The sequence below is a fragment of the Dickeya sp. NCPPB 3274 genome, from assembly GCF_000406205.1.
GTDB classification, from domain to species: Bacteria; Pseudomonadota; Gammaproteobacteria; order Enterobacterales; family Enterobacteriaceae; genus Dickeya; species Dickeya fangzhongdai.
The window spans coordinates 1,970,815-1,991,175 of the sequence record NZ_CM001979.1; the positions used below are offsets into that span (position 1 = coordinate 1,970,815).

A 20,361-nucleotide genomic window follows, 5' to 3' on the forward strand; every position below is an offset into this window, starting at 1 on the left:
GAAATCGCTGCCATCCCGGCGGTGATGGGTAGTGAAAAAAGAACAATCGCGGGCACGGCTCGACGGACCTGCTTACTTAAGGAGTGGTTTGGATGAAGATACGCATTTTTATTGCTATGGCGGCGTTGATCGCCGTCTCCCTTGCAGACGGCGCGGCCGCTCAGGAAGACAATCGTCCTGAGTTACGGATCGCGGTTCAGAAAAACCCGGAGACGCAGGAGCCGGTTGACGCGGCGTCCAACGTCGCTTTTCGCAACAATCCCTCGATTCACGAGACGCTGCTGAAACTTGACCTTGATGGTCACTTCTCGGTGCAGCCGAACCTGGCGACCTCGTGGCGATGGGTAGACGACAAAACCCTCGACGTCACGCTTCGCAAAGGCGTCATTTTCCATGACGGCCGTGAGATGACCGCTGACGACGTGGCCTTTTCGTTCGGGCCGCAACGTTTGACCGACCCGCAGGCACCCGGTTATCCCACCTATCTGACAAGCTTCAGCAGCCTTGCTCATGTCGATGTGGTGGATCCGGAAACTGTCCGTTTCGTCACCAAGTTTAAGGATCCGATCTTGTTACAGCGGCTGGCCAGCTATGCCGCGGTGGTCATCAGCAAAGATGCCTGGGTCAAGATGGACGGCGACTGGGCGAAGTGGAAGCAAAAGCCGGTCGGCGCCGGCCCCTACAAGGTTCTCGAATCCGTCGCTAACGATCATGTCACGCTGGTCGCTCACGACCGGTATTTCGGCGGAAAGCCCAACGCGAAGCGCGTCACCTTCAAGGTGGTGCCGGAAGTGTCATCCCGTATCGCCGGTCTTCTTGCGGGCGACTATGACATCGCGACCGATCTGCCGCCGGACCAGCTCGACGTGGTGAACAAGTCCGGCACTGCGACGATCGTCGGGGGCCCGGTTCCAAACAACCGCATCCTCTTTTTCGACAAATACAACCCTGCGCTCAAGGATCCGCGCGTGCGTCAGGCGTTGATTCTTGCTATCGACCGTCAGGCGATCGTCGACACCATCTGGAACGGCCTGACCGTGGTCCCGAACGGCGAGCAGTTCAAGGAGTTCGGCCCCATCTACCTGAAGGACCGGCCGAAATACGAATACAACCCGGAAAAAGCCCGGCAGCTCCTGAAGGAGGGCGGCTATAAGGGCGAACCGATCACGATCCGCTCGCAGAACAACTATTACACGGCGGAAAACCCGGTCAGCGAAGCGGTCGTCGCCATGTGGCAGGCGGTTGGCGTCAACGCCAAACTGGAGTTTGTTGAAGCCGGTAAGCTCTTCGATAACGCCAGCGGTCGGGCGACCGGCAACTGGTCCAGCACCGCGGTCATTGCCGATCCTTACGTTTCCATCTACTCGCTGTCGTTCGCCAGAACCGCAACGATGGGCACGCAGAAGATCTGGGTCAATGACGAATTCGACGCTCTTGGCGCGAAGCTTGAACAGGCCGTAGCTCCGGCGGATCGCGCCAAAATCTTCTCCGACATGCTGGACATCATTGAATGGAAGGACCCAGGCATCACGGTTCTTCACCAGAACGCCGTCTTCTTCGGCGTCTCCAACAAGGTGAAGTGGAAACCGCAGCACGCCTTCGCGATGGATCTGGGTCCGCAAAACCTGTCCTTCGTCAATGCCGCCAGATGAGGTTGTCACAATGCGCGAATCCGTTCTCTCCATTCACGACTTGAGCATTTCCTTTGCCGCCGGAAAGCACAGGACGACGCCGGTCAGGTCGGTATCCTTTGACGTCAGAAAGGGCGAAATCCTGGGCATTGTGGGGGAAAGCGGTTCCGGAAAATCGCTGTCGTGCCTCGCCGTTGCCGGCCTGCTGCCAGCTACGGCCCAGGCTTGCGGTTCGGTCGCCATCGGCGGTCGGACGTTCGCCGCCGACTACCTGCAACAGGCGCTGGCGTCGAAACAACTTGCGCCGATCGGCATGATTTTTCAGGAACCGGTATCCTGCCTCAATCCGGTACGCACCGTTGGCGAGCAAATCGCCGAGGCGGCGCGAAGTGCCGGGCATTCTGCGGAACAGGCCCGCAAGATTGCGCTGCAACTCCTGAAAGACGTCGCCATCGACGAGCCGGAGACGCGTTACCATGACTACCCTTCGCAATTTTCCGGCGGCATGTGCCAGCGCGTCATGATCGCCACGGCGCTTGCGCTGGAGCCGCAGCTCGTCATCGCCGACGAACCGACGACCGCACTCGACGTTACGGTTCAGACTCAGGTGGTGTCGCTGCTGGTGTCGTTGGTGCGCAACCGCGGCATTGCCATGATTTTCATCAGCCACGATCTTGACCTGATCGCGGAGGTCTGCGATCGCATCGTCGTGATGTACGGCGGCGAGATCATGGAGGTCGGCACGACTGAAAATATCTATGAACGACCGAGCCATCCCTACACCCGGCTTTTGCTGGATGCGATGCCAGGGCACGGCGAACCGCTCACCCGACTGGTGGAGATGCCCCACAGCTGGCGGCTCGACGCTGCCGTATCCTTAACCTCAGCGGAGCGCTTGCCATGAGTTTGAACGCGCCAGGCAGGACGACAGTCCTTGAAGCCCGCGATCTGGATTTCACTTACCCCGCTGGATTTTCTCTTCTGCCGGGCAACCGGGCTGGTCACCATGCCGTCCGCGGCGTTTCCCTCGCGCTTGGTCAGGGTGAAACGCTCGGTCTGGTCGGCGAGTCTGGATGCGGGAAATCGACCCTCGCCGCGCTGCTGTGCGGCGACCGCCAGCCGGATAGCGGCACGCTGGAACTCTTCGACGCCCCCTTCGCTGGCTATCTCAGGCCGAATCGCCGGCGTCTGGCCCGCGTTCTTCAGGTTGTCGCACAGGATACGCTCGGCGCTTTCGACCCGCGTCATACCATCGGTCGGCAGATTGAAGAAGTGCTGCTAATTCATGCTATCGGCAGCAAGAGCGAGCGGCGCGATAGGGCTAAAGAAGCGCTCGGCGCCGTTGCGCTGCCGGTCGCCATGCTGGAGCGTTATCCGCATCAGATGTCGGGAGGGCAGAGGCAGCGCGCCGCCATCGCCCGGGCGCTGGTGACCGAACCCAACATCCTGCTGTGCGATGAACCCGTTTCGGCGCTGGATGTGTCGGTTCAGGCTCAGGTGCTCAATCTGCTGCTCGACCTTCAGCAGACGCGCGGTCTTTCAATCCTGTTCATCAGCCACGATGTGCGCGTGGTGCGCCATGTGTCGCATCGGGTCGTCGTGATGCAGGCCGGTCGCGTGGTGGAGAGCGGGCCGACGTCAACCGTCTTCGCCGCACCGTCCGATCCTTATACCGCGAAGCTGCTGGCTGCCGTGCCGAAAGGCAAGCGGCGGGCAACGTCGGCGGATACGGCGTGCAGCCGCTCAATGCCGGCGGAGGCGAGAGCATGCTGAACATCATGACCGGCTCATTGTTGCGCGCGATATTGACGGTGTTCCTGGTGGTGACTTTTACCTTCGTCATGCTTCGCATCAGCGGCGACCCGATGACGTCACTCCTCGGCGTCGAAGCCCCGCCGCAGGTGGTCGACATGCTGCGCCAGCAATGGGGCCTGGATCGTCCCGTGGCCGAACAGTATTTCACCTATCTCGGCCGCATGTTGACCGGCGATTTCGGCACCTCGCTGCGAAGCGGTCAGGACGCGCTTGCCATCATCATCGAGAAGGTTCCGGCGACGCTGCGGCTGATGGCGGCCGCGCTGGTACTGGCGCTGGCGGCTGGCGTCCCGCTAGGTATCGTCGCGGCACGCTATCGCGGCGGCGTTGTCGACCGCGCGGTGATTAGCCTCGCCGTGCTGACGCACTCTGTGCCGACCTTCCTGACCGGCATTCTCCTGATCCAGCTGTTTGCCGTAAAGCTGCGGCTCCTGCCCTCTGGCGGCGGGGCGACGCTCGCCCACATGGTGATGCCCACGCTGGTGATCGGCCTTTACAATGCCGGCGTCATCGCGAGGTTCGTGCGCTCAAGCGCGCTGGAGGTGATTGGGCAACGCTACATCCTCGCCGCCCGGGCGAAGCGTGTATCGGAGTGGGGGATCATCGTGAGGCATGTGATGCCGAACGCGGCGCTTCCCTTGCTGACGCTGCTCGGATTCCTGCTCGGCGGAATGATTGGCGGCTCCGCGGTGGTTGAAGCGGTATACGCCTGGCCCGGCGTCGGCCTGCTGCTGATCAGTTCGGTCGCTTCCCGCGACGTCGCGGTGGTTCAGGCGATTGTTATTCTCATCACCGTCGCTATGGTCAGCGCAAACCTGCTGGTCGATTTCCTGCATGTGATGGCCGACCCCCGCCTGCGCTACGCGAAACGTTCTTGAAGGAGGGTCTCATGGCCGATATCACCCCCGCGTCGCCAAAGCTGACTTCCGGCTTTTTCGCCAGACTCCCGCGCATCAATCCGCTGCTGGCGGTATGCGTGTCGATCATCGTGCTTGCCGTCGGTGTTGCGGTATTCGCCGACGCGCTGGCGCCATACGGCTTTGCTCAGATCGACCTGAGGGCACGCAAAATGCCGCCACTTCACGTCGGGGTCGGTTCCACGCACTGGCTCGGCACCGACGAGATGGGGCGCGACATTCTAAGCCGTATCTTCTTTGCGTTGCGGATGAGCATGTTGATATCGCTCGGTGCGTCGATCATCAGCATGATTATCGGTACGGCGCTGGGCCTCATCGCGAGTTTCCGGCGCGGTTTTGCCGACGCCATCATCCGGGTGGCGGTCGATTTTCAGGCGTCCATGCCGTTTATCATCATCGCCCTCACGGTGCTGGCGTTTCTCGGCAACAGCCTCACGCTGTTCATCTGCCTGCTTGGTTTGTTTGGCTGGGAACGGTTTGCACGACTGACGCGGACCATGGCCGGACTTGAACTGGCAAAGCCCTATATCGCCGCGTTGCATCGCAACGGCGCAGGCCGTTTTCGTATAGCGATGGTTCACGTGCTTCCCAATATCCTTGCCGTCGTACTGGTTACATTCACGGTGGTGATGCCTGAAATCCTCATTCTGGAATCGTCGCTGAGTTTCCTTGGCCTCGGCGTACAGCCGCCACTGGTCAGTTTGGGGTCATTGGTCGGCGCCGGCCGCGACTACATCATGACCGAGTGGTGGATCGCCATCGCGCCTGGCGTGGTCATCTTCGTCCTGTCGCTAACCATCAGTCTTATCGGCGACCAGCTACGCGATATTTTCGACCCGACGCTGAAGTGATCGAACCGCGCTGATTTCACCGCGCAGCGCGGTTGAGCGAAACAATGCTAAACGAAAGTAAACAGGAGGAAGTGAACATGAATCCGCTAAGAATGACGCCAGCGACCCTACGTCTCGGCGGCCACCGCGGCCATAGCGCCGGGGCACCGGAAAATACCCTCGCCGCGTTTAAACAGGCGTTTGAATACGGCGGCCGCGGCGTGCTCTGTGAAACCGACCTCGGCATCACCCGCGATGGCGAACTGGTCCTGATTCACGACAATACGGTTGACCGCACCACCAACGGCCGCGGCCTGGTGCAAAACATGAGCTATGCCGAACTCTCCCAACTCGATGCCGGGCAATGGTTTAGCCATGAATTCGCCGGAGAGCGCGTTCCACGGCTCAAAGATGCGCTACAGCTGGCCCGCGAGCTTGGCATTATCTATCAGCTTGAGCTCAAGTTATACGATCGGAATGAGGTGCTATTCCCGAAGCTAAGCGCGCTGATTGATGAACTGGACTGCGCCGACCTGCTGCAATTCTCCTCGTTTGACTACGTTCAACTAAAAGCGGTGAAAGCAGCGATACCTGAAGTGCCGACCGTCGGCCTGATGCATTCGCGCTTGATCGACCCTGCCGCGCTGGCCCGGCAAGCCAATCTCGATGCGATGAACATTGAGATCTACCACTTTGCCAGCGGAGAGGCGCGCCAACTGCATGACGAGGGCTTTGCCGCATTCCTATACCTGCCGGGCCAGGAACACCAGAAACGCAAGGACTACGGCGTCGATATCGAAGGTCAGGTGGTTCAATGGATTCGTGACGGCCAGTTGGATCAACTGCTTGGCGATGACGTTGCACAGGTGGCAAGGCTTAAACAGCAAGCTTGCGGCTGATACGCACGCCGATGGCGCCGGAAATGATTGACCGTTCCCTGCGCCGTAAACCACACTGTTTGTCGCAGCCGTTGTTTGAAGTAGACAGTACTTGAAGTAGACAGTATTTGAAGCAGACAGTATTTGCAGCAGACACGGCCTTGAGCTAGTTCATTTCACTAACATTCATACCTCAGCGATCGTGGTGGTGAGACATGTTCAGACCTAATGCCTTCATGCTGTCCATCCGCGGCTACGGCGCGCTGGAGGCGCCTCATCGTCACGACCACTCACAACTGGTTTTACCGCTGTCAGGTTCGCTCTGTATCGACATATCCGGTCAGCGCGCTCAGTTGGATCGCCGTCTGGCCGCCTATGTCGACAGCAATTCTCCCCATGCCCAGGAAAGCCGCGGGACCAACCAGTTTTTGATCGTGGATGTTGAGCCCGGTCATCTGGATCCCCGCGTGGCGGAGTATCTGGCGTCGTGCCGGTTTATGAGCCTTGCGCCGGAAGCCAATCATCTGATCGATTATATGGGCGGGATGCTGACCAACGGTCGGGTGTCTGAATCGCGGATTCAACTGTGGGCGCCGCTGCTGTTGGATGCGCTGACCGGCGAGGGGGCGCAGCCGCGTTCACGGCTGGCAGGGCTGATGGCGGCTATCGAAAGCGACCCGTTTCTGGACTGGACCACCGAGTTCATGGCGCAGCAGGCGGGGATGAGCGTCAGTCGGCTGCACGCCGTTTTCCGCAGCGAGCGGGATACCACGCCGCACGCCTGGCTGGCGCGCCTACGGCTGGGCCGGGTGCAGCATTGGCTGGCGACGACGACTCTGCCCATCGCCGAGATTGCCTACCGGGGCCGTTATGCCGACCAAAGCGCCCTGACCCGGGCCATGCGTAAGGCGACGGGGTTGACGCCCTCAGCGTTTCGACAGCAGTCGCAGGAGTCTGGGCCTAAAGAACGCGAGTCTTAATCAAGACGTGGGTGATTCGCCGCGCGATACTCTCCGGCCAATGCAAGTGCGGAGAATCGTAGAGTGGATGGCAAAAGAACGTTAGCGGGCGTGGCATGCGGCATGGGAGCCGGTGCGTTGTGGGGGCTGGTTTTCCTGGCGCCGGAGCTGGTGCGTGCGTTTAGCCCGTTGCAGATCGCCATTGGCCGCTATAGCGCCTATGGCCTGATTTCGCTGATGTTGCTGGCGCCGCGCTGGTCGTCTCTGATGCGGCGGTTGACGCGCCGTGAATGGTTTGCGCTGGGCTGGCTGTCGCTGGCGGGCAACACCCTGTATTACATTCTTCTATCCAGCGCGGTGCAGATGGCGGGCATCGCCATCACCTCGCTGGTGATTGGCTTTATGCCGGTGGCGGTGACCCTCATCGGCAGCCGCGACCGGGGCGCGGTTCCGCTGCGCAGACTGTTGCCGTCGCTGCTGATGTGCGCGGCCGGCGCCATTTGTATCGGCTGGCAGGCATTGGGCGGGCCGGCGTCCGCAACCACAGGCGCGCAGACCATCGGCCTGCTGTGTGCGCTCGGCGCACTGATATCCTGGAGCAGTTTCGCCGTTGGCAACAGCCGCTGGCTGGCCCGCGCGTCGTCTGTCTCGGCCCACGACTGGAACCTCCTGATGGGCCTCGTCACCGGCGCGCAGTCGCTGGTCCTGATTCCTCTGGCCGTCATGTTTAACACCTACAGCCACAGCGGCGTCGCATGGGCGCAGTTCGCCGGTGTATCGGCGGGCGTAGCGGTGCTGGCTTCGATTGTCGGCAATCTATTCTGGAACCGGATGAGCCGGTTGCTGCCGCTAACGCTGGTTGGGCAAATGATTCTGTTCGAAACCCTGTTTGCGCTGATGTACGGCTTCCTGTGGGAGCAGCGTCTGCCCACCTGGCTGGAGGCCGCCGCCTTCACGCTGGTGGTTTGCAGCGTGATGTCCTGTGTCGCGGCACACCGGAAGCGTGCGCCACATACTGCGGATACCGGCTTAAAAACCGGGTTGTCCTGATAGGCGCGAAGAGAGCCATGCTTAATGACGGAGGATGTTGACAAACAGCTATGTTGTCTTGTCAATGGTGAAGTTTGTCCGGTCAGTGAATAGTTTCGTGCGGGATAAGCGGTGTCATTTCTTTGCTGCTTCATCACACGCACGACAAGGAGAGGTTCAACGCCACCTCTCCTTGACCACTGGCTGGAGGCTAAACTGTGTCGCTGCGCGCTACCTTCGGCGTTCGCCTTCGCTGTTCGGGCCGCCAGTGACGTGCTCCCGGCACGGCACTGGCTTTCGCGACGTCCTGTCGCTCACCCGGCGAAGTCGTCCACCTCAGCACAGTTTTTGACGCCGGAAAGATGCTTCATCCTGTACTTAAGGACTTTGTCAGCAGTCTGAGCGATTCCTAATGGCGGGCGCTTGTTTTAATTTGTTGCCTGAGGTAGTACTTTTTATTGCAGGGCAAGTTAATAGGTTTACAAGGCAATAGGATTACAGGGCGGCAGGCATGAACCAGTATGAGGCGTTCGAGACGTTACAACATTATAAAACCCGGCTGCAGGAGACGGTGACGCTCGATAATCAGGTGCAACTGGCGGTCTGGCAGAATGCCCATGATCGGGTGACGCTGGAAAACACCCGTCACCACACCTTCAGCATGTACGTACAGGATGGCTACGAAAGCTACCACAAGCGTCCGGACGGTTGGTTCAACGGCGGCGCGCCGGGGCGTTTTTGTCTGATGCCGAAAGAGAGCCAGTCCACCTGGGATATTCGCGGCAGCCTGCGGTTCGCCCACTTTTACTGCACCGATCAACACTTGCGCCAGTTGGCGGAGCAAACCTGGGACCGCAGCCCGGCGTCGATCCGTCTTGATGAGCGCATTTTTATCGCCGACCCGGCGCTGGAAGCGCTGTACCGCCATTTTCTGCTGGCTGGCAACTGGAGCGATCCGGCCAGCCAGATGATGCTGAGTTCCGCGTCTACGATGGTGATGTTGCATATGCTGCGTCAGTACAGCCAGTTGCAGTGGCAGGCGCCGAACAGCCGCGGTGGGCTGGCTCCGGCGGTGTTACGGCGGGTAAAAGCGCGGATTGACGCTGGGCTGGGGGAGGCGTTAACGCTGGCCGAACTGGCGGCGGAAGCCGATCTTAGCGAGTTTCATTTCTCCCGCATGTTTCGCCAGAACGAAGGCATGGCGCCGCATCAGTATGTGATGAAGCGGCGGCTGGCGCAGGCGGAACAGTGGCTGCGCCACAGCAGCCGCTCCATCACCGATATCGCGCTGGCCTGCGGGTTCAGTTCCGCCAGTCATTTCAGCCAGCGTTTTCGCGCCGAATACGGCATCACGCCTTCGGCGCTACGCCAGCAATGTTCAGGCTGAAGGCTGTTGCGCCGCCAGCAGGCACAGCGTCAACGCCACCTGATAGGATTTGACGAACGACGGCAGCGGCAGAAACTCAAAGCGTGAATGGAAGTTGTGCGCGCCGGTAAAAAAGTTCGGCGTCAGAATGCCTTTGGCCGACAGCGCCGCGCCGTCGGTGCCGCCGCGCATCGGGATTACCTTCGGCGTAATCGACAGCGTGTTCATGGCGTCGAACAACAAGTCCAGCGCCCGCCGGTCGTCTCCCAGCGCGTTGCTGATGTTGCTGTAGATATCGGCGATGGCGCAACTGACCTGACCGGTTGGGTATTGGGCGGCAATCTGCGCGGTGACGTCGCGAATTTGTTGTTTGCGCTGCTCAAATCCTGCCAGATCGAAATCGCGAATCGAGGCTTTCAGCACCGCCTCATTGGCGTTGGCGTGAATATCGTTGAACCAGACGTAGCCTTCGCGGCCTTCGGTGTGTTCCGGCGTGTGCTTGCGGTCAAACCGGCTGATGAAGTCGTGCGCCATCAGAATCGGGTTGACCAGCACGCCTTTGGCCGACATCGGGTGCGCCGTCACGCCGGTAAAGCGGATTTCCGCCGCGGCGGCGTTAAAGTTTTCGTACACCACTTCGCCCAGTTCGCAACAGTCGATGGTGTAGGCGAAATCGACGTCGAAACGCGCCAGGTCCAGCGCCTTGGCGCCTCTTAGCCCGATCTCCTCATCCGGCACGAACGCCACCACGATATCGCCGTGCGGCTGGTCGTCGCGCAGGTTTTCCAGCAGCGTCATCACCACGGTGACGGCGGCTTTGTTGTCCGCGCCCAGCACGCTGGTGCCGTCGCTGAAAATAATCTCCTGATCGCGATAGGGCAGGATTTCCGGATGTTCGCTGACCCGCAGCCAGATGTCCTGCGCCGGATTGAGACACAGGTCTTCGCCGGTAAAGCGCAGGACTTGCGGATGAATATCCGGCGACAGGCCGACATCCACGGTGTCGATATGGGTGATAAAGCCGATGCGCGGCGCGGACGGCGTGTTGCCCGGTTTCACGGCGGTAACGGTAGCGTGCTCGTCGATTTCCACCTGACTTAGCCCCAGCGCGCGCAGCTCTTCCGCCAGCAGGCGGGCCATCGTCATCTGGCCTGGCGTGCTCGGCAAGGTGGCCGCGGCGGCGTCGCTTTGGCTGGTGACCGCCAGATAGCGGTAGAAACGGTCGGTCAACTGACGCGCCTGGTTATGGCTCATAGCGGATCCTTATTGGTAAACCATTCGAAAGATTAGGTATCGTTATTCAACAATAATCAAAGGCTTCGTTGTACTCAGCGAGCCGCCCGGAAGTCAATAAAAAGCGAGGATGGGGATGAAAAACGTAATAACGCGCGTTGCGCTGGCGGCGCTGACGCAGGCGGCCGCGCAGGCGGCGTGCGCCAAAACGCTGGTGTACTGTTCTGAAGGATCGCCGGAAAACTTTAACCCGCAGCTGTATACCTCCGGCACCAGCGTGGATGCCAGCGCGGTGCCGATCTACAACCGGCTGGTGGATTTCAAGGTCGGCACCACCGAACTGGTGCCGAGCCTGGCGGAAAGCTGGGACATCAGTCCGGATGGTACGCAATATACGTTTCATCTGCGCAAGGGGGTGAAGTTTCATCGCAACGCGCAGTTTACCCCGAGCCGCGATTTTAACGCCGATGACGTGATTTTCTCTTTTCAGCGCCAGCGCGACCCTAATCACCCGTATCACAAGGTGTCCGGCGGCACCTATGCCAATTTCGAGAGCCTGTCGTTCCGCAGCCTGATTACCGCCATCGATCGGGTGGATGACTATACGGTGCGCTTTACCCTGAGCCATGCGGAAGCGCCGTTTCTGGCCGATCTGGCCTGGTATTTCGCCTCGATCTTATCCGCTGAATACGCCGACCAGATGCTGAAGGCCGGGACGCCGGAGAAAGTGGATCTGGAGCCTGTCGGCACCGGCCCGTTCCAGCTGGCGCAGTACCAGAAAGATTCCCGCATCCTGTATCAGGCATTTCCAGACTACTGGCAGGGCAAAGCCAAACTGGACCGTCTGGTGTTCAGCATCACGCCGGACGCCTCGGTGCGTTACGCCAAGCTGCGCAAGAACGAGTGTCAGGTGATGCCGTTTCCCAATCCGGCGGAACTGGCGGACATGAAGAGCAACAAGGACATCACGCTGATGCAGAAAGCCGGGTTGAACATCGGTTTTCTGGCTTTCAACACCCGCAAAGCGCCGCTGGATAACCTCAAAGTGCGCCAGGCGCTGACGATGGCGATCAACAAACCGGCGATTATCGAGGCGGTGTTTCAGGGCACCGGCACCGCCGCCAAAAATCTGCTGCCGCCCAGCGTATGGAGCGCGGCAGCCGACCTGAAGGACTATGACTACGATCCGGAAAAAGCCAGAGCACTGCTGAAAGAGGCCGGGCTGGAGGAAGGGACCGCTATCGATCTGTGGGCGATGCCGGTACAGCGGCCGTATAACCCGAATGCGCGTCGCATGGCGGAAATGATTCAGGCCGACTGGGCGAAGGTGGGGGTAAAAGCGAATATCGTCAGTTACGAGTGGGGCGAATACCTCAAACGGGTGAAGAGCGGCGAGCATCAGGCGGCGCTGATGGGCTGGACCACCGCCACCGGCGATCCGGATAATTTCTTCGGCCCGCTGTTTACCTGTACTTCCGCCAATGGCGGCTCTAATTCGTCCAAATGGTGTTACCCGCCGTTTGATAAGCTGATTACCGACGCACGCGCCGAGCAGGATCACCAGAAACGCGTGGAATTATATCGACAGGCGCAGTTCGTGATGCATGAGCAGGCGCCGGCGGTGATGATCGCTCATTCGACTATCTTTGAACCGGTGCGCAATGCGGTGACCGGGTATGAAATCGATCCGTTCGGCAAGCACATTTTCTACCAGGTGGATATCCGGCAGTAACCTCACGCCGTAGCGGGAAAGTCGAGACTTTCCCGCTGGTTCTTTCACCGGTTCCCATTGCGTTGTTTCCTCATCGACAGTATCTCTCATCGACAGTTTCTCCCGCCGACAGTACCATTGCCTGCCTTTTTTATGATGAGTCGAGTTATGCGTGTTTTGCTGGCCCCGATGGAAGGGGTGTTGGATTCACTGGTGCGGGAATTGCTCACCGAAGTGAATGATTACGATCTGTGCATCACCGAGTTTTTGCGGGTGGTGGATAGCCGTCTGCCGGTAAAAGCGTTCTATCGCCTGTGTCCGGAATTGCGCCACGGCAGCCGTACGCCGTCCGGCACGCGGGTGCGGGTGCAACTGCTCGGCCAGTATCCGCAGTGGCTGGCGGAAAACGCGGCCCGGGCGGTGGAACTTGGCTCCTGGGGCGTTGATCTTAACTGCGGCTGCCCATCGAAAATGGTCAACGGCAGCGGCGGCGGCGCCACGTTGCTCAAAGACCCCGATTTGATCTACCGGGCCGCCAAAGCGATGCGCGAGGCGGTGCCTAGCTCGTTGCCGGTGACGGTGAAAGTACGGCTGGGCTGGGACTCCGGCGATCGCCAGTTTGAGATTGCCGATGCGGTGCAACAGGCGGGGGCCAGCGAGCTGGTGGTGCACGGCCGCACCAAGGAGGACGGCTACCGGGCGGATCGCATCAACTGGGCGGCGATTGGCGAGATCCGTCGGCGTCTGCGTATTCCGGTGATCGCCAACGGCGAGATCTGGGACTGGCAAAGCGCGCAGGACTGCATGGCCGCCACCGGCTGCGACGCGGTAATGATTGGCCGCGGCGCGCTCAATGTGCCCAACCTGAGCCGGGTGATCAAATACCGCGAGGCGCGTATGCCGTGGCCGGACGTGGTGCAGCTATTGCAGAAATACGTGCGGCTGGAAAAGCAGGGCGACACCGGCCTGTATCACGTGGCGCGCATCAAGCAGTGGCTGGGCTACCTGCGTAAGGAGTACGACGAGGCGAGCGAGCTGTTCAGCCGGATTCGCGCGCTGACTACCTCGGACGATATTGCACGGGTTATCGACGCCATTGGATGAGCGGATATCGCGCTGCGGGGTCATGGTCGCCGTAGTTTGAGCATGTTCATCCGATCGGAACGGCGGCGGGCGCGTTGCCGGCAGACCTCTGCGTGGCGGTGACGATTTATTCGTGAAAAGAAAATTTACAACAATGTGTCTGTTTAATCGGCAAAACGCGCACTGGCGGATTGAATTATTACGCTTTCGTATCTATACATGATTAGCGAAAAAACCGTTTTGTAATAATACACGATGAAATAGCGGCTATTGGTGTAAAACACCGTGTTCCGTATTGCGGTCAATTCGGGGTAGCGCGAGAATCCGGTAATCGGAATTCAGCATGATGAATTTCGGTAAAACCGGACTGGTTGGCATTTACTGAGTGAGATTTCTTTTGCAAATCAATCATGATGAAAAATGAGGGATTTGTTTTCTGGTAAGGAATAATGGGGCGTCAGTTTAATCCGTTCTCTTTTTTAGCATGGTGCGCGCGCACTGTGCTTGTGTTTATGGTTCTCATTTCAGCAAAACGTGCCGATAAGATTGCCGGCTGGCGCGGCCCGCTTGCCGCTATCCGGGGCGATTCCCGGTTTGCGTGCAGCGGTAAGCCGCAATGATTCGCTGTGCAGCGATGGCAGCTCGAATAAAAAATTAAGCATGATAATAATATTGTCTGATGACAAATGTAACGTTGTCCGGACGCCCGTCCCTGCCCGTATTCATCCCATAATGAGACGCGTCAGAGAGAACCGATAAGCGGAGAAAGAACGTGCACGAGCATTTCAGAGGGAAATATGAAGTTGAATTGAAATTTCGTATTCAGGATATTAGCGCTTTTCGTGAAAATTTATTCAGCCACCATCCTGAGTCGTTTGTCTTCGAAAATAAGGAACACGATATTTATTATGATTCGGCGGAAAAGGCGCTGAGGCACCAGAATATCAGCATGTTATTGCGCCGCATGGCGCCCTCGGGAATTAAGCTCTGGATTGTAAAAGGGCCGCGTACCGGACGCTGCGAGGCCGTCAACGTCGAGTCGTGCGACATGACGGATAGTATGCTGAGAACGCTGGGGTTCCTGCCGATTTTCGAAGTGAATAAAACCCGCAGCATCTATTTTCTCGACCGGTTTCATATCACGCTGGATTATATCGAGTCGCTGGGGCATTTCGTGGAAATTTCCTGCATGACGGAGGATGAGGCGGAACTGGATATTCTGGGCGAGCATTGTCAGGATTGCGCCTTGCGGCTGGGGTTGCAGATGAGCAGCATCGAAACCCGCTCCTATCGGCAGTTGCTGGGGTATTAGGCGCTATAGCGGGGCGTAATTAATATGACCATAGCGAAATATAACCTGAACGCCCGGCGCTGCCGGGCGAGCTGAGCAGATCGCGGAATCGCGGGTTAGCTATCGGACGGGGCGTCTTCGCCGTAATAGAGTTTGCCGATACGGATGATGTCGCGGCCCTGCGCTTTACGGTGTTTGTTGGTGTCGCGCAGCGAGTAGATGCAACCGCAGTACTCCTGTTGATAGAAGTGTTCCCGCTTGCTGATTTCAATCATGCGCGCCGAGCCGCCGCCTTTACGCCAGTTATAGTCCCAGTACGTCATGCCGGGATAGCGGCCGGCGGCGGTGACGCCGCACTGATTGATCTGTTGCATGTTCTTCCAGCGGGAAATGCCCAGCGAGCTGGAGATAACCGAAAAGCCGTGTTCATGGGCGTACAGCGCGGTGCGTTCGAAGCGCATATCGAAGCACATGGTGCAGCGAATGCCGCGTTCCGGCTCCCATTCCATGCCTTTGGCGCGTTCAAACCAGTTATCGCTGTCGTAATCCGCATCGACAAAAGGGACGCCATGTTTTTCGGCAAAACGGATATTTTCTTCCTTGCGGATCAGATATTCGCGCTGCGGGTGAATATTCGGGTTATAAAAGAAGATGGTGTAATCGATGCCGGAAGCGGTGATGGCTTCCATCACTTCGCCGGAGCAGGGCGCGCAGCAGGAGTGCAGCAACAGTTTGTCGGCCTGATTGGGCAGTGTCAGCACCGGGCGCTGAAGGCCCGCAGTCTGTTCCTTGTCGGACACGGTCTCATCCTTTTTTGGTCGTCGATGGTCTGGATTGTCGTCGAGGCGTCGCCCGGTCTGACCGCCGGGCGATACGCGCGGCCAGTATCCGTTATCATTAACCGGATGACAACCGCCGAACGGGCAGGCAGCGCGGCTGTCAAACTTTGTCACAAAGCTTTTTCGGCAGGCGGAGTGCACGCTTTCCTGGGGCGCATTATAATGCGTCGTTCTCTTTTTTCAGTTAACAGTACACTGTTTAAGCTATTGAATAATGAATAAAAAATTTCGGCTTTCCGCTGTAAGCCTGCTGTTGCTTTCCGCGCCTGTCTGGTTTGCGCCGCAGGCCGTCGCCAAAACGCCCGCGACACAACATGTCACATCCCGTCAGGAGATTGCTTCCGGCAGCGCGATGGTGGTGGATTTACGTAATAACGAGGTGCTCTATTCCACCAATCCGGATGTGGTGGTGCCGATTGCCTCGGTCACTAAACTGATGACCGCCATGGTGGTGCTGGATGCCAATCAGCCGCTGGACGAGCGCATTTCCGTTGATATCAGCCAGACCAAAGAGATGAAAGGGGTGTATTCCCGCGTGCGTCTGGGCAGTGAAATCAGCCGCCACGACATGCTGTTGCTGGCGTTGATGTCGTCGGAAAACCGCGCGGCGGCCAGTCTGGCGCACCATTACCGCGGCGGCTATCAGGCGTTTATCGCCGCGATGAACGCCAAAGCGAAAGCGCTGGGCATGACGCATACCCGCTATGTGGAACCGACCGGGCTGTCGACCAGCAATGTCTCCACCGCCCGCGACCTGACCAAACTGCTGATCGCCTCCAAACAGTATCCGCTGTTGAGCCAGCTCAGCACCACGCATGAAAAAACAGCGGTCTTTACCCAGCCGTCCTACAGTCTGCCGTTTCGCAACACCAACCACCTGATCTATCGTCAGGACTGGAACATCCAGCTGACCAAGACCGGCTTTACCAATCAGGCCGGTCATTGTCTGGTGATGCGTACGGTGATCAACGGGCGGCCGGTGTCGCTGGTGGTGCTGGATGCATTTGGCAAGTTCACCCACTTCGCCGACGCCAACCGCCTGCGCAACTGGCTGGAAACCGGCAAGGTCAGCCCGGTGCCGGAAGCGGCGCTGAGCTACAAGAAACAGAAGTCGCTGGCGTCACGCCAGCCGCACGGCGCCGACGTGACGGCCGCCGTGGACGAGTAACCGACAGGCTAGGGCGGCGTTACGGCGCCGCCCGCCAGTCCTGCACGATCTGGCCCCATTCCGCTACTTCTTTTTCATGACTCGCTTCGCGCCAGGTTTCCGCCAGCGCTTGCTGATACCATAACTGCATAGCCGGCTGCGCCAGCAGATGCTGTGCGTAACGCTCAGCCTCGCCGGTTAGCGTCAGGCCATAGGTTTGCGCCCGGAACACCACCGGGGCGAAAAATGCGTCTACCGCGCTGAACTGCGCGCCCGCCAGAAACGGCCCGCCAAACCGCTGTATGCCTTCCTGCCACAACTGATTTAGCCTGGCGACATCGTTCTGCAACGCCGGGGTGATGGCGTGCAGCTTCACTCGTATGCCGCAGCTCATCGAGCACTGATTACGCAGCGCGCTAAAGCCGGAATGCATTTCCGCCGCGGCGCTTCGTGCCCAGGCGCGGGCGGCTTTATCCTGCGGCCAGACCGACGGATGGTTTTCCGCCAGATACTCGGTGATAGCCAGCGAATCCCAGACGGTGATGCCGCCATCCGTCAGGCAAGGCACTTTGCCGGTCGGCGAGAAGGTTTTGAAGGCCGCCTGCACCGGGCCGGGTGCAAACGGGGTCAGCACCTCTTCAAACGGGATACCCAGCGCTTTCAGCAGGATCCAGGGGCGCAGCGACCAGGATGAATAGTTTTTGTTGGCGATGTGCAACTGATACATGTTTTCCTCCGTGGAGAGATAAGGCGGTGAACCGTATCGTCTAGATCTACCACGAAATCAGCGGCATGGCACCGCCTGGTTGGCGCGAAAACCGTCTCAGGCCAGCAGCACCTGCCCGCATGCGGCCTGCAGCGCCGGGTAATCGGCATTGTGGACGCTGGCGCCGTCGGTAATCAGCATGTCGATGCCGGTGGGGGCGGCATAGATAATGCGGCTGGTCACGCCTATCTTGCTGTGGTCCGCCAGCATGATGCGCTGTCTGGCGCAGCGCGCCATCGCCCCCGCAATCGCCGCTTCATGATGAGAGAAGCTGCTGGCGCCGGACTGACTGGCGATGCCGACCGGCGACAACAGAGCGATATCGGCGCGGTAGCGCTGGATTTCCGTTACCGTTAGCGCGCCGCTGGTGGCCTGTGCGGACGCGCCCATGTGCCCGCCGAGCAGAATCACCTCGTGCGGCAGGCGCTCGTCAGCGTCGCCGGCGGTGAGTTTCAGCGCCACATTCAGGCTGTTGGTGATGATAGTCATGCCCGGAAGCGGGAGCAGTTCGCCAGCCAGCAGGGTGGTGGTGCTGCCGGCGTCGATAAATAGCGTCTGACCGGCTGTTAATTGTTGGACCGCCAGCCGGGCAATCGCCAGCTTTTCCTGTTCCCGCACTGTGTTGCGCACCGACAGCGGCGGCTCCGGTTCGGCGCCGGTCGCAACGATACCGCCGTGTACCCGGCGCAGCACACCCTGCGCTTCCAGCTTGAGCACATCACGCCGCACGGTTTCCCGCGACACCCCCAGATGCTGAATGATGTGGTCGGTAGTGACCCGGTTAAGGGACGACAGCAGCAGGCGGATACGGTGCAGGCGAGTTTCTTCAAGCATCAGCGGGCATTCTCTCGGTCAGGTGTCGGTCGCCGCCATTATAACGGCAAGGCGGCGGACGATCAGGTTCGACAGGTAATAAGTCGTCTTGTGTAAATTTGTGCTTTTTAGCATAACAGGTGTGCAGATTTTGGCAATTGTGTATGGAGAAACAGGTCGCATCGAGCGATTTTGATTTATTTGTTTGTTTTTAAAGTTATTTTTATTGTGGCGTGACGCAGTGGATTGGTGTGTCGGTCTGCTGTGTTGATGCACTTTTTTGGTGAGTTGCACGCCGCAAAATAGTGCGTATTTTTGTATTTGTGTATTTTGTTGCTTTTGGTGTAGGGTATGTTCATCAAGCGGCGCCGGAGAGCCGGCGGCCATTACGCGTTGGGCACATTACTTTCATCTGGAGTCATCATGGCGACACGTTCAACCATCATGGATACCAACAGCTTCCGTGCGGAACATGCGGCGGCACTGACAGACGACATCCGCACGCTGACGGAAAAACGCGGCAGAGTGCTGGGCGATTCTTACCGACTGTTCTACCGCAACCCGGTGCATCTGGTGCGCGGCGAGAAGCAATATCTGTGGGACGCGGCAGGCAACCAGTATCTGGATGTGTACAACAACGTCGCCAGCATCGGTCATTGCCACCCGGCGGTGATTGAGGCGGTGCACGCGCAGATGTGTCAGCTCAACACCCATACCCGCTACCTGCACGATCGCATTCTTGATTACACCGAGGACCTGCTGACGCTGGTGCCGCAGGAGATCACCAAAGCGATGTACATGTGTACCGGTTCCGAGGCCAACGATCTGGCGATTCGGGTGGCGCGCGCCTACAGCGGCGGTACCGGGATTATCGTCACCCGCGAAGCGTATCACGGCACCAGCGAGCTGACCTCCGGCGCGTCGCCGGCGCTGGGCAGCGGTCAGCCGATTGCCGCGACCACCCGGCTGGTGCCGGCGCCGGACCGTTACCGCGTGGACGCGCCGGATCTGGGCGTCTGGTTCGCCAATGAAATCCAGAAGCAGATCGATGACATGGCCGCTCACGGCATCAAATTCGCCGGTTTCCTCGCCGATTCGATTTTCTCCTCCGACGGCGTGTTGCCGGGGCCGGCTGGCTATCTGCAGGCGGCTATTGATGTGGTGCACGCCAACGGCGGCATCTTCATCGCCGACGAAGTGCAACCGGGCTTTGCCCGCACCGGCGACGCCTTCTGGGGCTTTGCCCGTCACGGCATCGTGCCGGACATCATCACGATGGGTAAACCGATGGGCAATGGTATCCCGGTATCGGCGTTGCTGGCGAAACCTGATGTGCTGGCGGCATTTAGCGACGAAATTCCCTATTTCAATACTTTTGGCGGCAACCCGGTGTCGATGGCGGCCGCGCAAGCGGTGCTGAAGGTGATTCAGGAAGAGAAACTGCAGGAACACAGCAAGGTGGTGGGCGCACGGCTGCTGAAGGAACTGGCCGGATTGGCGGATCGCCATGCCAGCGTCGGCGACGTGCGCGGCGCCGGGCTGTTTATCGGTTTCGAACTGGTCAGCGACCGTGACAACAAGACGCCGGATAAAACGCGGGCGCTGAACGTGATCGAACAACTGCGTGAACAGCGGGTGTTGACATCGGTGGCCGGCCCGTACGGCAACGTGCTGAAACTGCGTCCGACGCTGGCGTTTCAGGAACACGATATCGACTGGCTGGTTGGCGCGTTAGATAAGGCGCTGAGCGCCACCGCTTCCTGAGGCTTCGCCCCGGCGCGCGGTGCGCTGAAAAATGAAAACCGGCGCTGTGCGCCGGTCAGACTGCTGACAAAGTCCTTAAGTACAGGATGAAGCATTTTTCTGGCGTCAAAAACTGTGCTGAGGTGGGTGACTTCGCCGGGTGAGCGACAGGACGTCGCGAAAGCCCGTGTCGCGTCTGGAACGCGTCACGGGTGGCCCGAACAGCGAAGGCAAACGCCGAAGGAACCGCGTCAGCGGCACAGTTTAGCCACCAGCCAGTGGTCAAGGGGAGGTGGCGTTTGAACCTCGC

19 protein-coding genes are annotated in these 20,361 nt (G+C 59.2%); 14 read left to right on the forward strand and 5 right to left on the reverse strand.

Features of this window, described 5'->3' with window-relative positions:
- Positions 1 to 92: 92 nt before the first annotated feature.
- The 9 genes from DXX3274_RS09055 to DXX3274_RS09095 all read left to right on the forward strand — a co-directional run bounded on the left by DXX3274_RS09055 (position 93) and on the right by DXX3274_RS09095 (position 9,446).
- Positions 93 to 1,652, forward strand: a complete 1,560-nt coding sequence (locus DXX3274_RS09055) for an ABC transporter substrate-binding protein (protein ID WP_042859511.1) — start codon at positions 93 to 95, stop codon at positions 1,650 to 1,652.
- A 10-nt stretch (positions 1,653 to 1,662) separates the two neighbouring features.
- On the forward strand, positions 1,663 to 2,535 hold the full coding sequence (locus DXX3274_RS09060) for an ABC transporter ATP-binding protein (protein ID WP_042859512.1): 873 nt from the start codon (positions 1,663 to 1,665) through the stop codon (positions 2,533 to 2,535).
- Positions 2,532 to 3,404, forward strand: coding sequence for an ABC transporter ATP-binding protein (locus tag DXX3274_RS09065; RefSeq protein ID WP_042859513.1), 873 nt, complete (start codon positions 2,532 to 2,534; stop codon positions 3,402 to 3,404). The genes DXX3274_RS09060 and DXX3274_RS09065 overlap by 4 nt, the downstream gene beginning before the upstream one ends.
- Positions 3,398 to 4,324: an ABC transporter permease gene (locus DXX3274_RS09070; RefSeq protein ID WP_042859514.1), complete on the forward strand. Its 927-nt coding sequence runs from the start codon at positions 3,398 to 3,400 to the stop codon at positions 4,322 to 4,324. Before DXX3274_RS09065 ends, DXX3274_RS09070 begins: the two co-directional genes overlap by 7 nt.
- Before the next feature lie 11 nt (positions 4,325 to 4,335).
- Positions 4,336 to 5,214, forward strand: a complete 879-nt coding sequence (locus tag DXX3274_RS09075) for an ABC transporter permease (RefSeq protein ID WP_042859515.1) — start codon at positions 4,336 to 4,338, stop codon at positions 5,212 to 5,214.
- A gap of 77 nt (positions 5,215 to 5,291) precedes the next feature.
- Complete coding sequence (locus DXX3274_RS09080; protein WP_042859517.1) at positions 5,292 to 6,092, forward strand: glycerophosphodiester phosphodiesterase family protein; 801 nt, start codon at positions 5,292 to 5,294, stop codon at positions 6,090 to 6,092.
- A gap of 194 nt (positions 6,093 to 6,286) precedes the next feature.
- Positions 6,287 to 7,051, forward strand: a complete 765-nt coding sequence (locus DXX3274_RS09085) for an AraC family transcriptional regulator (RefSeq protein WP_042859518.1) — start codon at positions 6,287 to 6,289, stop codon at positions 7,049 to 7,051.
- Positions 7,052 to 7,114: 63 nt separating this feature from the next.
- Positions 7,115 to 8,080: a DMT family transporter gene (locus DXX3274_RS09090; protein ID WP_042859519.1), complete on the forward strand. Its 966-nt coding sequence runs from the start codon at positions 7,115 to 7,117 to the stop codon at positions 8,078 to 8,080.
- Between the two features lie 490 nt (positions 8,081 to 8,570).
- A complete protein-coding gene (locus tag DXX3274_RS09095) occupies positions 8,571 to 9,446 on the forward strand; it encodes a helix-turn-helix domain-containing protein (RefSeq protein WP_042859520.1) in 876 nt (291 codons plus the stop codon).
- On the opposite strand, the gene pepT is transcribed toward DXX3274_RS09095, so the two are convergent.
- Positions 9,438 to 10,679, reverse strand: a complete 1,242-nt coding sequence (pepT, locus tag DXX3274_RS09100) for a peptidase T (protein WP_042859521.1) — start codon at positions 10,677 to 10,679, stop codon at positions 9,438 to 9,440. The genes DXX3274_RS09095 and pepT overlap by 9 nt on opposite strands.
- 115 nt (positions 10,680 to 10,794) lie before the next feature.
- Between pepT and DXX3274_RS09105 the strand changes: the two genes are divergently transcribed.
- The 3 genes from DXX3274_RS09105 (at position 10,795) to cyaB (ending at position 14,764) form a co-directional block, all read left to right on the forward strand.
- Positions 10,795 to 12,390, forward strand: coding sequence for an ABC transporter substrate-binding protein (locus tag DXX3274_RS09105; RefSeq protein WP_042859522.1), 1,596 nt, complete (start codon positions 10,795 to 10,797; stop codon positions 12,388 to 12,390).
- A 147-nt stretch (positions 12,391 to 12,537) separates the two neighbouring features.
- The gene (gene dusC, locus DXX3274_RS09110) at positions 12,538 to 13,473 is read left to right on the forward strand and encodes a tRNA dihydrouridine(16) synthase DusC (protein WP_042859523.1); all 936 of its coding nucleotides are present in this window, start codon (positions 12,538 to 12,540) and stop codon (positions 13,471 to 13,473) included.
- A gap of 751 nt (positions 13,474 to 14,224) precedes the next feature.
- Positions 14,225 to 14,764: a class IV adenylate cyclase gene (cyaB, locus tag DXX3274_RS09115; protein WP_042859524.1), complete on the forward strand. Its 540-nt coding sequence runs from the start codon at positions 14,225 to 14,227 to the stop codon at positions 14,762 to 14,764.
- Positions 14,765 to 14,859: 95 nt separating this feature from the next.
- On the opposite strand, the gene DXX3274_RS09120 is transcribed toward cyaB, so the two are convergent.
- On the reverse strand, positions 14,860 to 15,543 hold the full coding sequence (locus DXX3274_RS09120; RefSeq protein WP_042859525.1) for an epoxyqueuosine reductase QueH: 684 nt from the start codon (positions 15,541 to 15,543) through the stop codon (positions 14,860 to 14,862).
- A gap of 253 nt (positions 15,544 to 15,796) precedes the next feature.
- Here DXX3274_RS09120 and pbpG point away from each other — a divergent pair, with 253 nt between their 5' ends.
- Positions 15,797 to 16,750, forward strand: coding sequence for a D-alanyl-D-alanine endopeptidase (pbpG, locus tag DXX3274_RS09125; RefSeq protein ID WP_038918729.1), 954 nt, complete (start codon positions 15,797 to 15,799; stop codon positions 16,748 to 16,750).
- A gap of 19 nt (positions 16,751 to 16,769) precedes the next feature.
- Here pbpG and DXX3274_RS09130 read toward each other — a convergent pair whose 3' ends face one another.
- The 3 genes from DXX3274_RS09130 to DXX3274_RS23690 all read right to left on the reverse strand — a co-directional run bounded on the left by DXX3274_RS09130 (position 16,770) and on the right by DXX3274_RS23690 (position 18,695).
- Entirely contained in the window at positions 16,770 to 17,456 is a 687-nt protein-coding gene (locus DXX3274_RS09130; protein WP_042859526.1) for a glutathione S-transferase family protein, read from the reverse strand.
- Positions 17,457 to 17,552: 96 nt separating this feature from the next.
- Complete coding sequence (locus DXX3274_RS09135; RefSeq protein WP_071603934.1) at positions 17,553 to 18,329, reverse strand: DeoR/GlpR family DNA-binding transcription regulator; 777 nt, start codon at positions 18,327 to 18,329, stop codon at positions 17,553 to 17,555.
- 18 nt (positions 18,330 to 18,347) lie between these two features.
- Positions 18,348 to 18,695 carry a hypothetical protein gene (locus tag DXX3274_RS23690; RefSeq protein WP_152495242.1) on the reverse strand — a complete coding sequence of 116 codons (348 nt, stop codon included), beginning with the start codon at positions 18,693 to 18,695 and terminating at the stop codon, positions 18,348 to 18,350.
- Positions 18,696 to 18,731: 36 nt separating this feature from the next.
- Between DXX3274_RS23690 and DXX3274_RS09140 the strand changes: the two genes are divergently transcribed.
- Positions 18,732 to 20,072, forward strand: coding sequence for an aspartate aminotransferase family protein (locus DXX3274_RS09140; protein ID WP_042859527.1), 1,341 nt, complete (start codon positions 18,732 to 18,734; stop codon positions 20,070 to 20,072).
- Positions 20,073 to 20,361 lie beyond the last annotated feature (289 nt).

Bases quoted from the DNA above. Each gene is read 5' to 3' on its own strand.
- DXX3274_RS09085 (WP_042859518.1), top strand. From the start codon at position 6,287: ATGTTCAGACCTAATGCCTTCATGCTGTCCATCCGCGGCTACGGCGCG.
- DXX3274_RS09095 (WP_042859520.1), top strand. From the start codon at position 8,571: ATGAACCAGTATGAGGCGTTCGAGACGTTACAACATTATAAAACCCGG.
- pepT (WP_042859521.1), bottom strand. From the start codon at position 10,679: ATGAGCCATAACCAGGCGCGTCAGTTGACCGACCGTTTCTACCGCTAT.
- DXX3274_RS09060 (WP_042859512.1), top strand. From the start codon at position 1,663: ATGCGCGAATCCGTTCTCTCCATTCACGACTTGAGCATTTCCTTTGCC.
- DXX3274_RS09130 (WP_042859526.1), bottom strand. From the start codon at position 17,456: ATGTATCAGTTGCACATCGCCAACAAAAACTATTCATCCTGGTCGCTG.
- DXX3274_RS23690 (WP_152495242.1), bottom strand. From the start codon at position 18,695: ATGGCCGCCGGCTCTCCGGCGCCGCTTGATGAACATACCCTACACCAA.
- DXX3274_RS09070 (WP_042859514.1), top strand. From the start codon at position 3,398: ATGCTGAACATCATGACCGGCTCATTGTTGCGCGCGATATTGACGGTG.
- DXX3274_RS09075 (WP_042859515.1), top strand. From the start codon at position 4,336: ATGGCCGATATCACCCCCGCGTCGCCAAAGCTGACTTCCGGCTTTTTC.
- pbpG (WP_038918729.1), top strand. From the start codon at position 15,797: ATGAATAAAAAATTTCGGCTTTCCGCTGTAAGCCTGCTGTTGCTTTCC.
- DXX3274_RS09065 (WP_042859513.1), top strand. From the start codon at position 2,532: ATGAGTTTGAACGCGCCAGGCAGGACGACAGTCCTTGAAGCCCGCGAT.
- dusC (WP_042859523.1), top strand. From the start codon at position 12,538: ATGCGTGTTTTGCTGGCCCCGATGGAAGGGGTGTTGGATTCACTGGTG.
- DXX3274_RS09080 (WP_042859517.1), top strand. From the start codon at position 5,292: ATGAATCCGCTAAGAATGACGCCAGCGACCCTACGTCTCGGCGGCCAC.
- DXX3274_RS09055 (WP_042859511.1), top strand. From the start codon at position 93: ATGAAGATACGCATTTTTATTGCTATGGCGGCGTTGATCGCCGTCTCC.
- DXX3274_RS09105 (WP_042859522.1), top strand. From the start codon at position 10,795: ATGAAAAACGTAATAACGCGCGTTGCGCTGGCGGCGCTGACGCAGGCG.
- DXX3274_RS09140 (WP_042859527.1), top strand. From the start codon at position 18,732: ATGGCGACACGTTCAACCATCATGGATACCAACAGCTTCCGTGCGGAA.
- DXX3274_RS09135 (WP_071603934.1), bottom strand. From the start codon at position 18,329: ATGCTTGAAGAAACTCGCCTGCACCGTATCCGCCTGCTGCTGTCGTCC.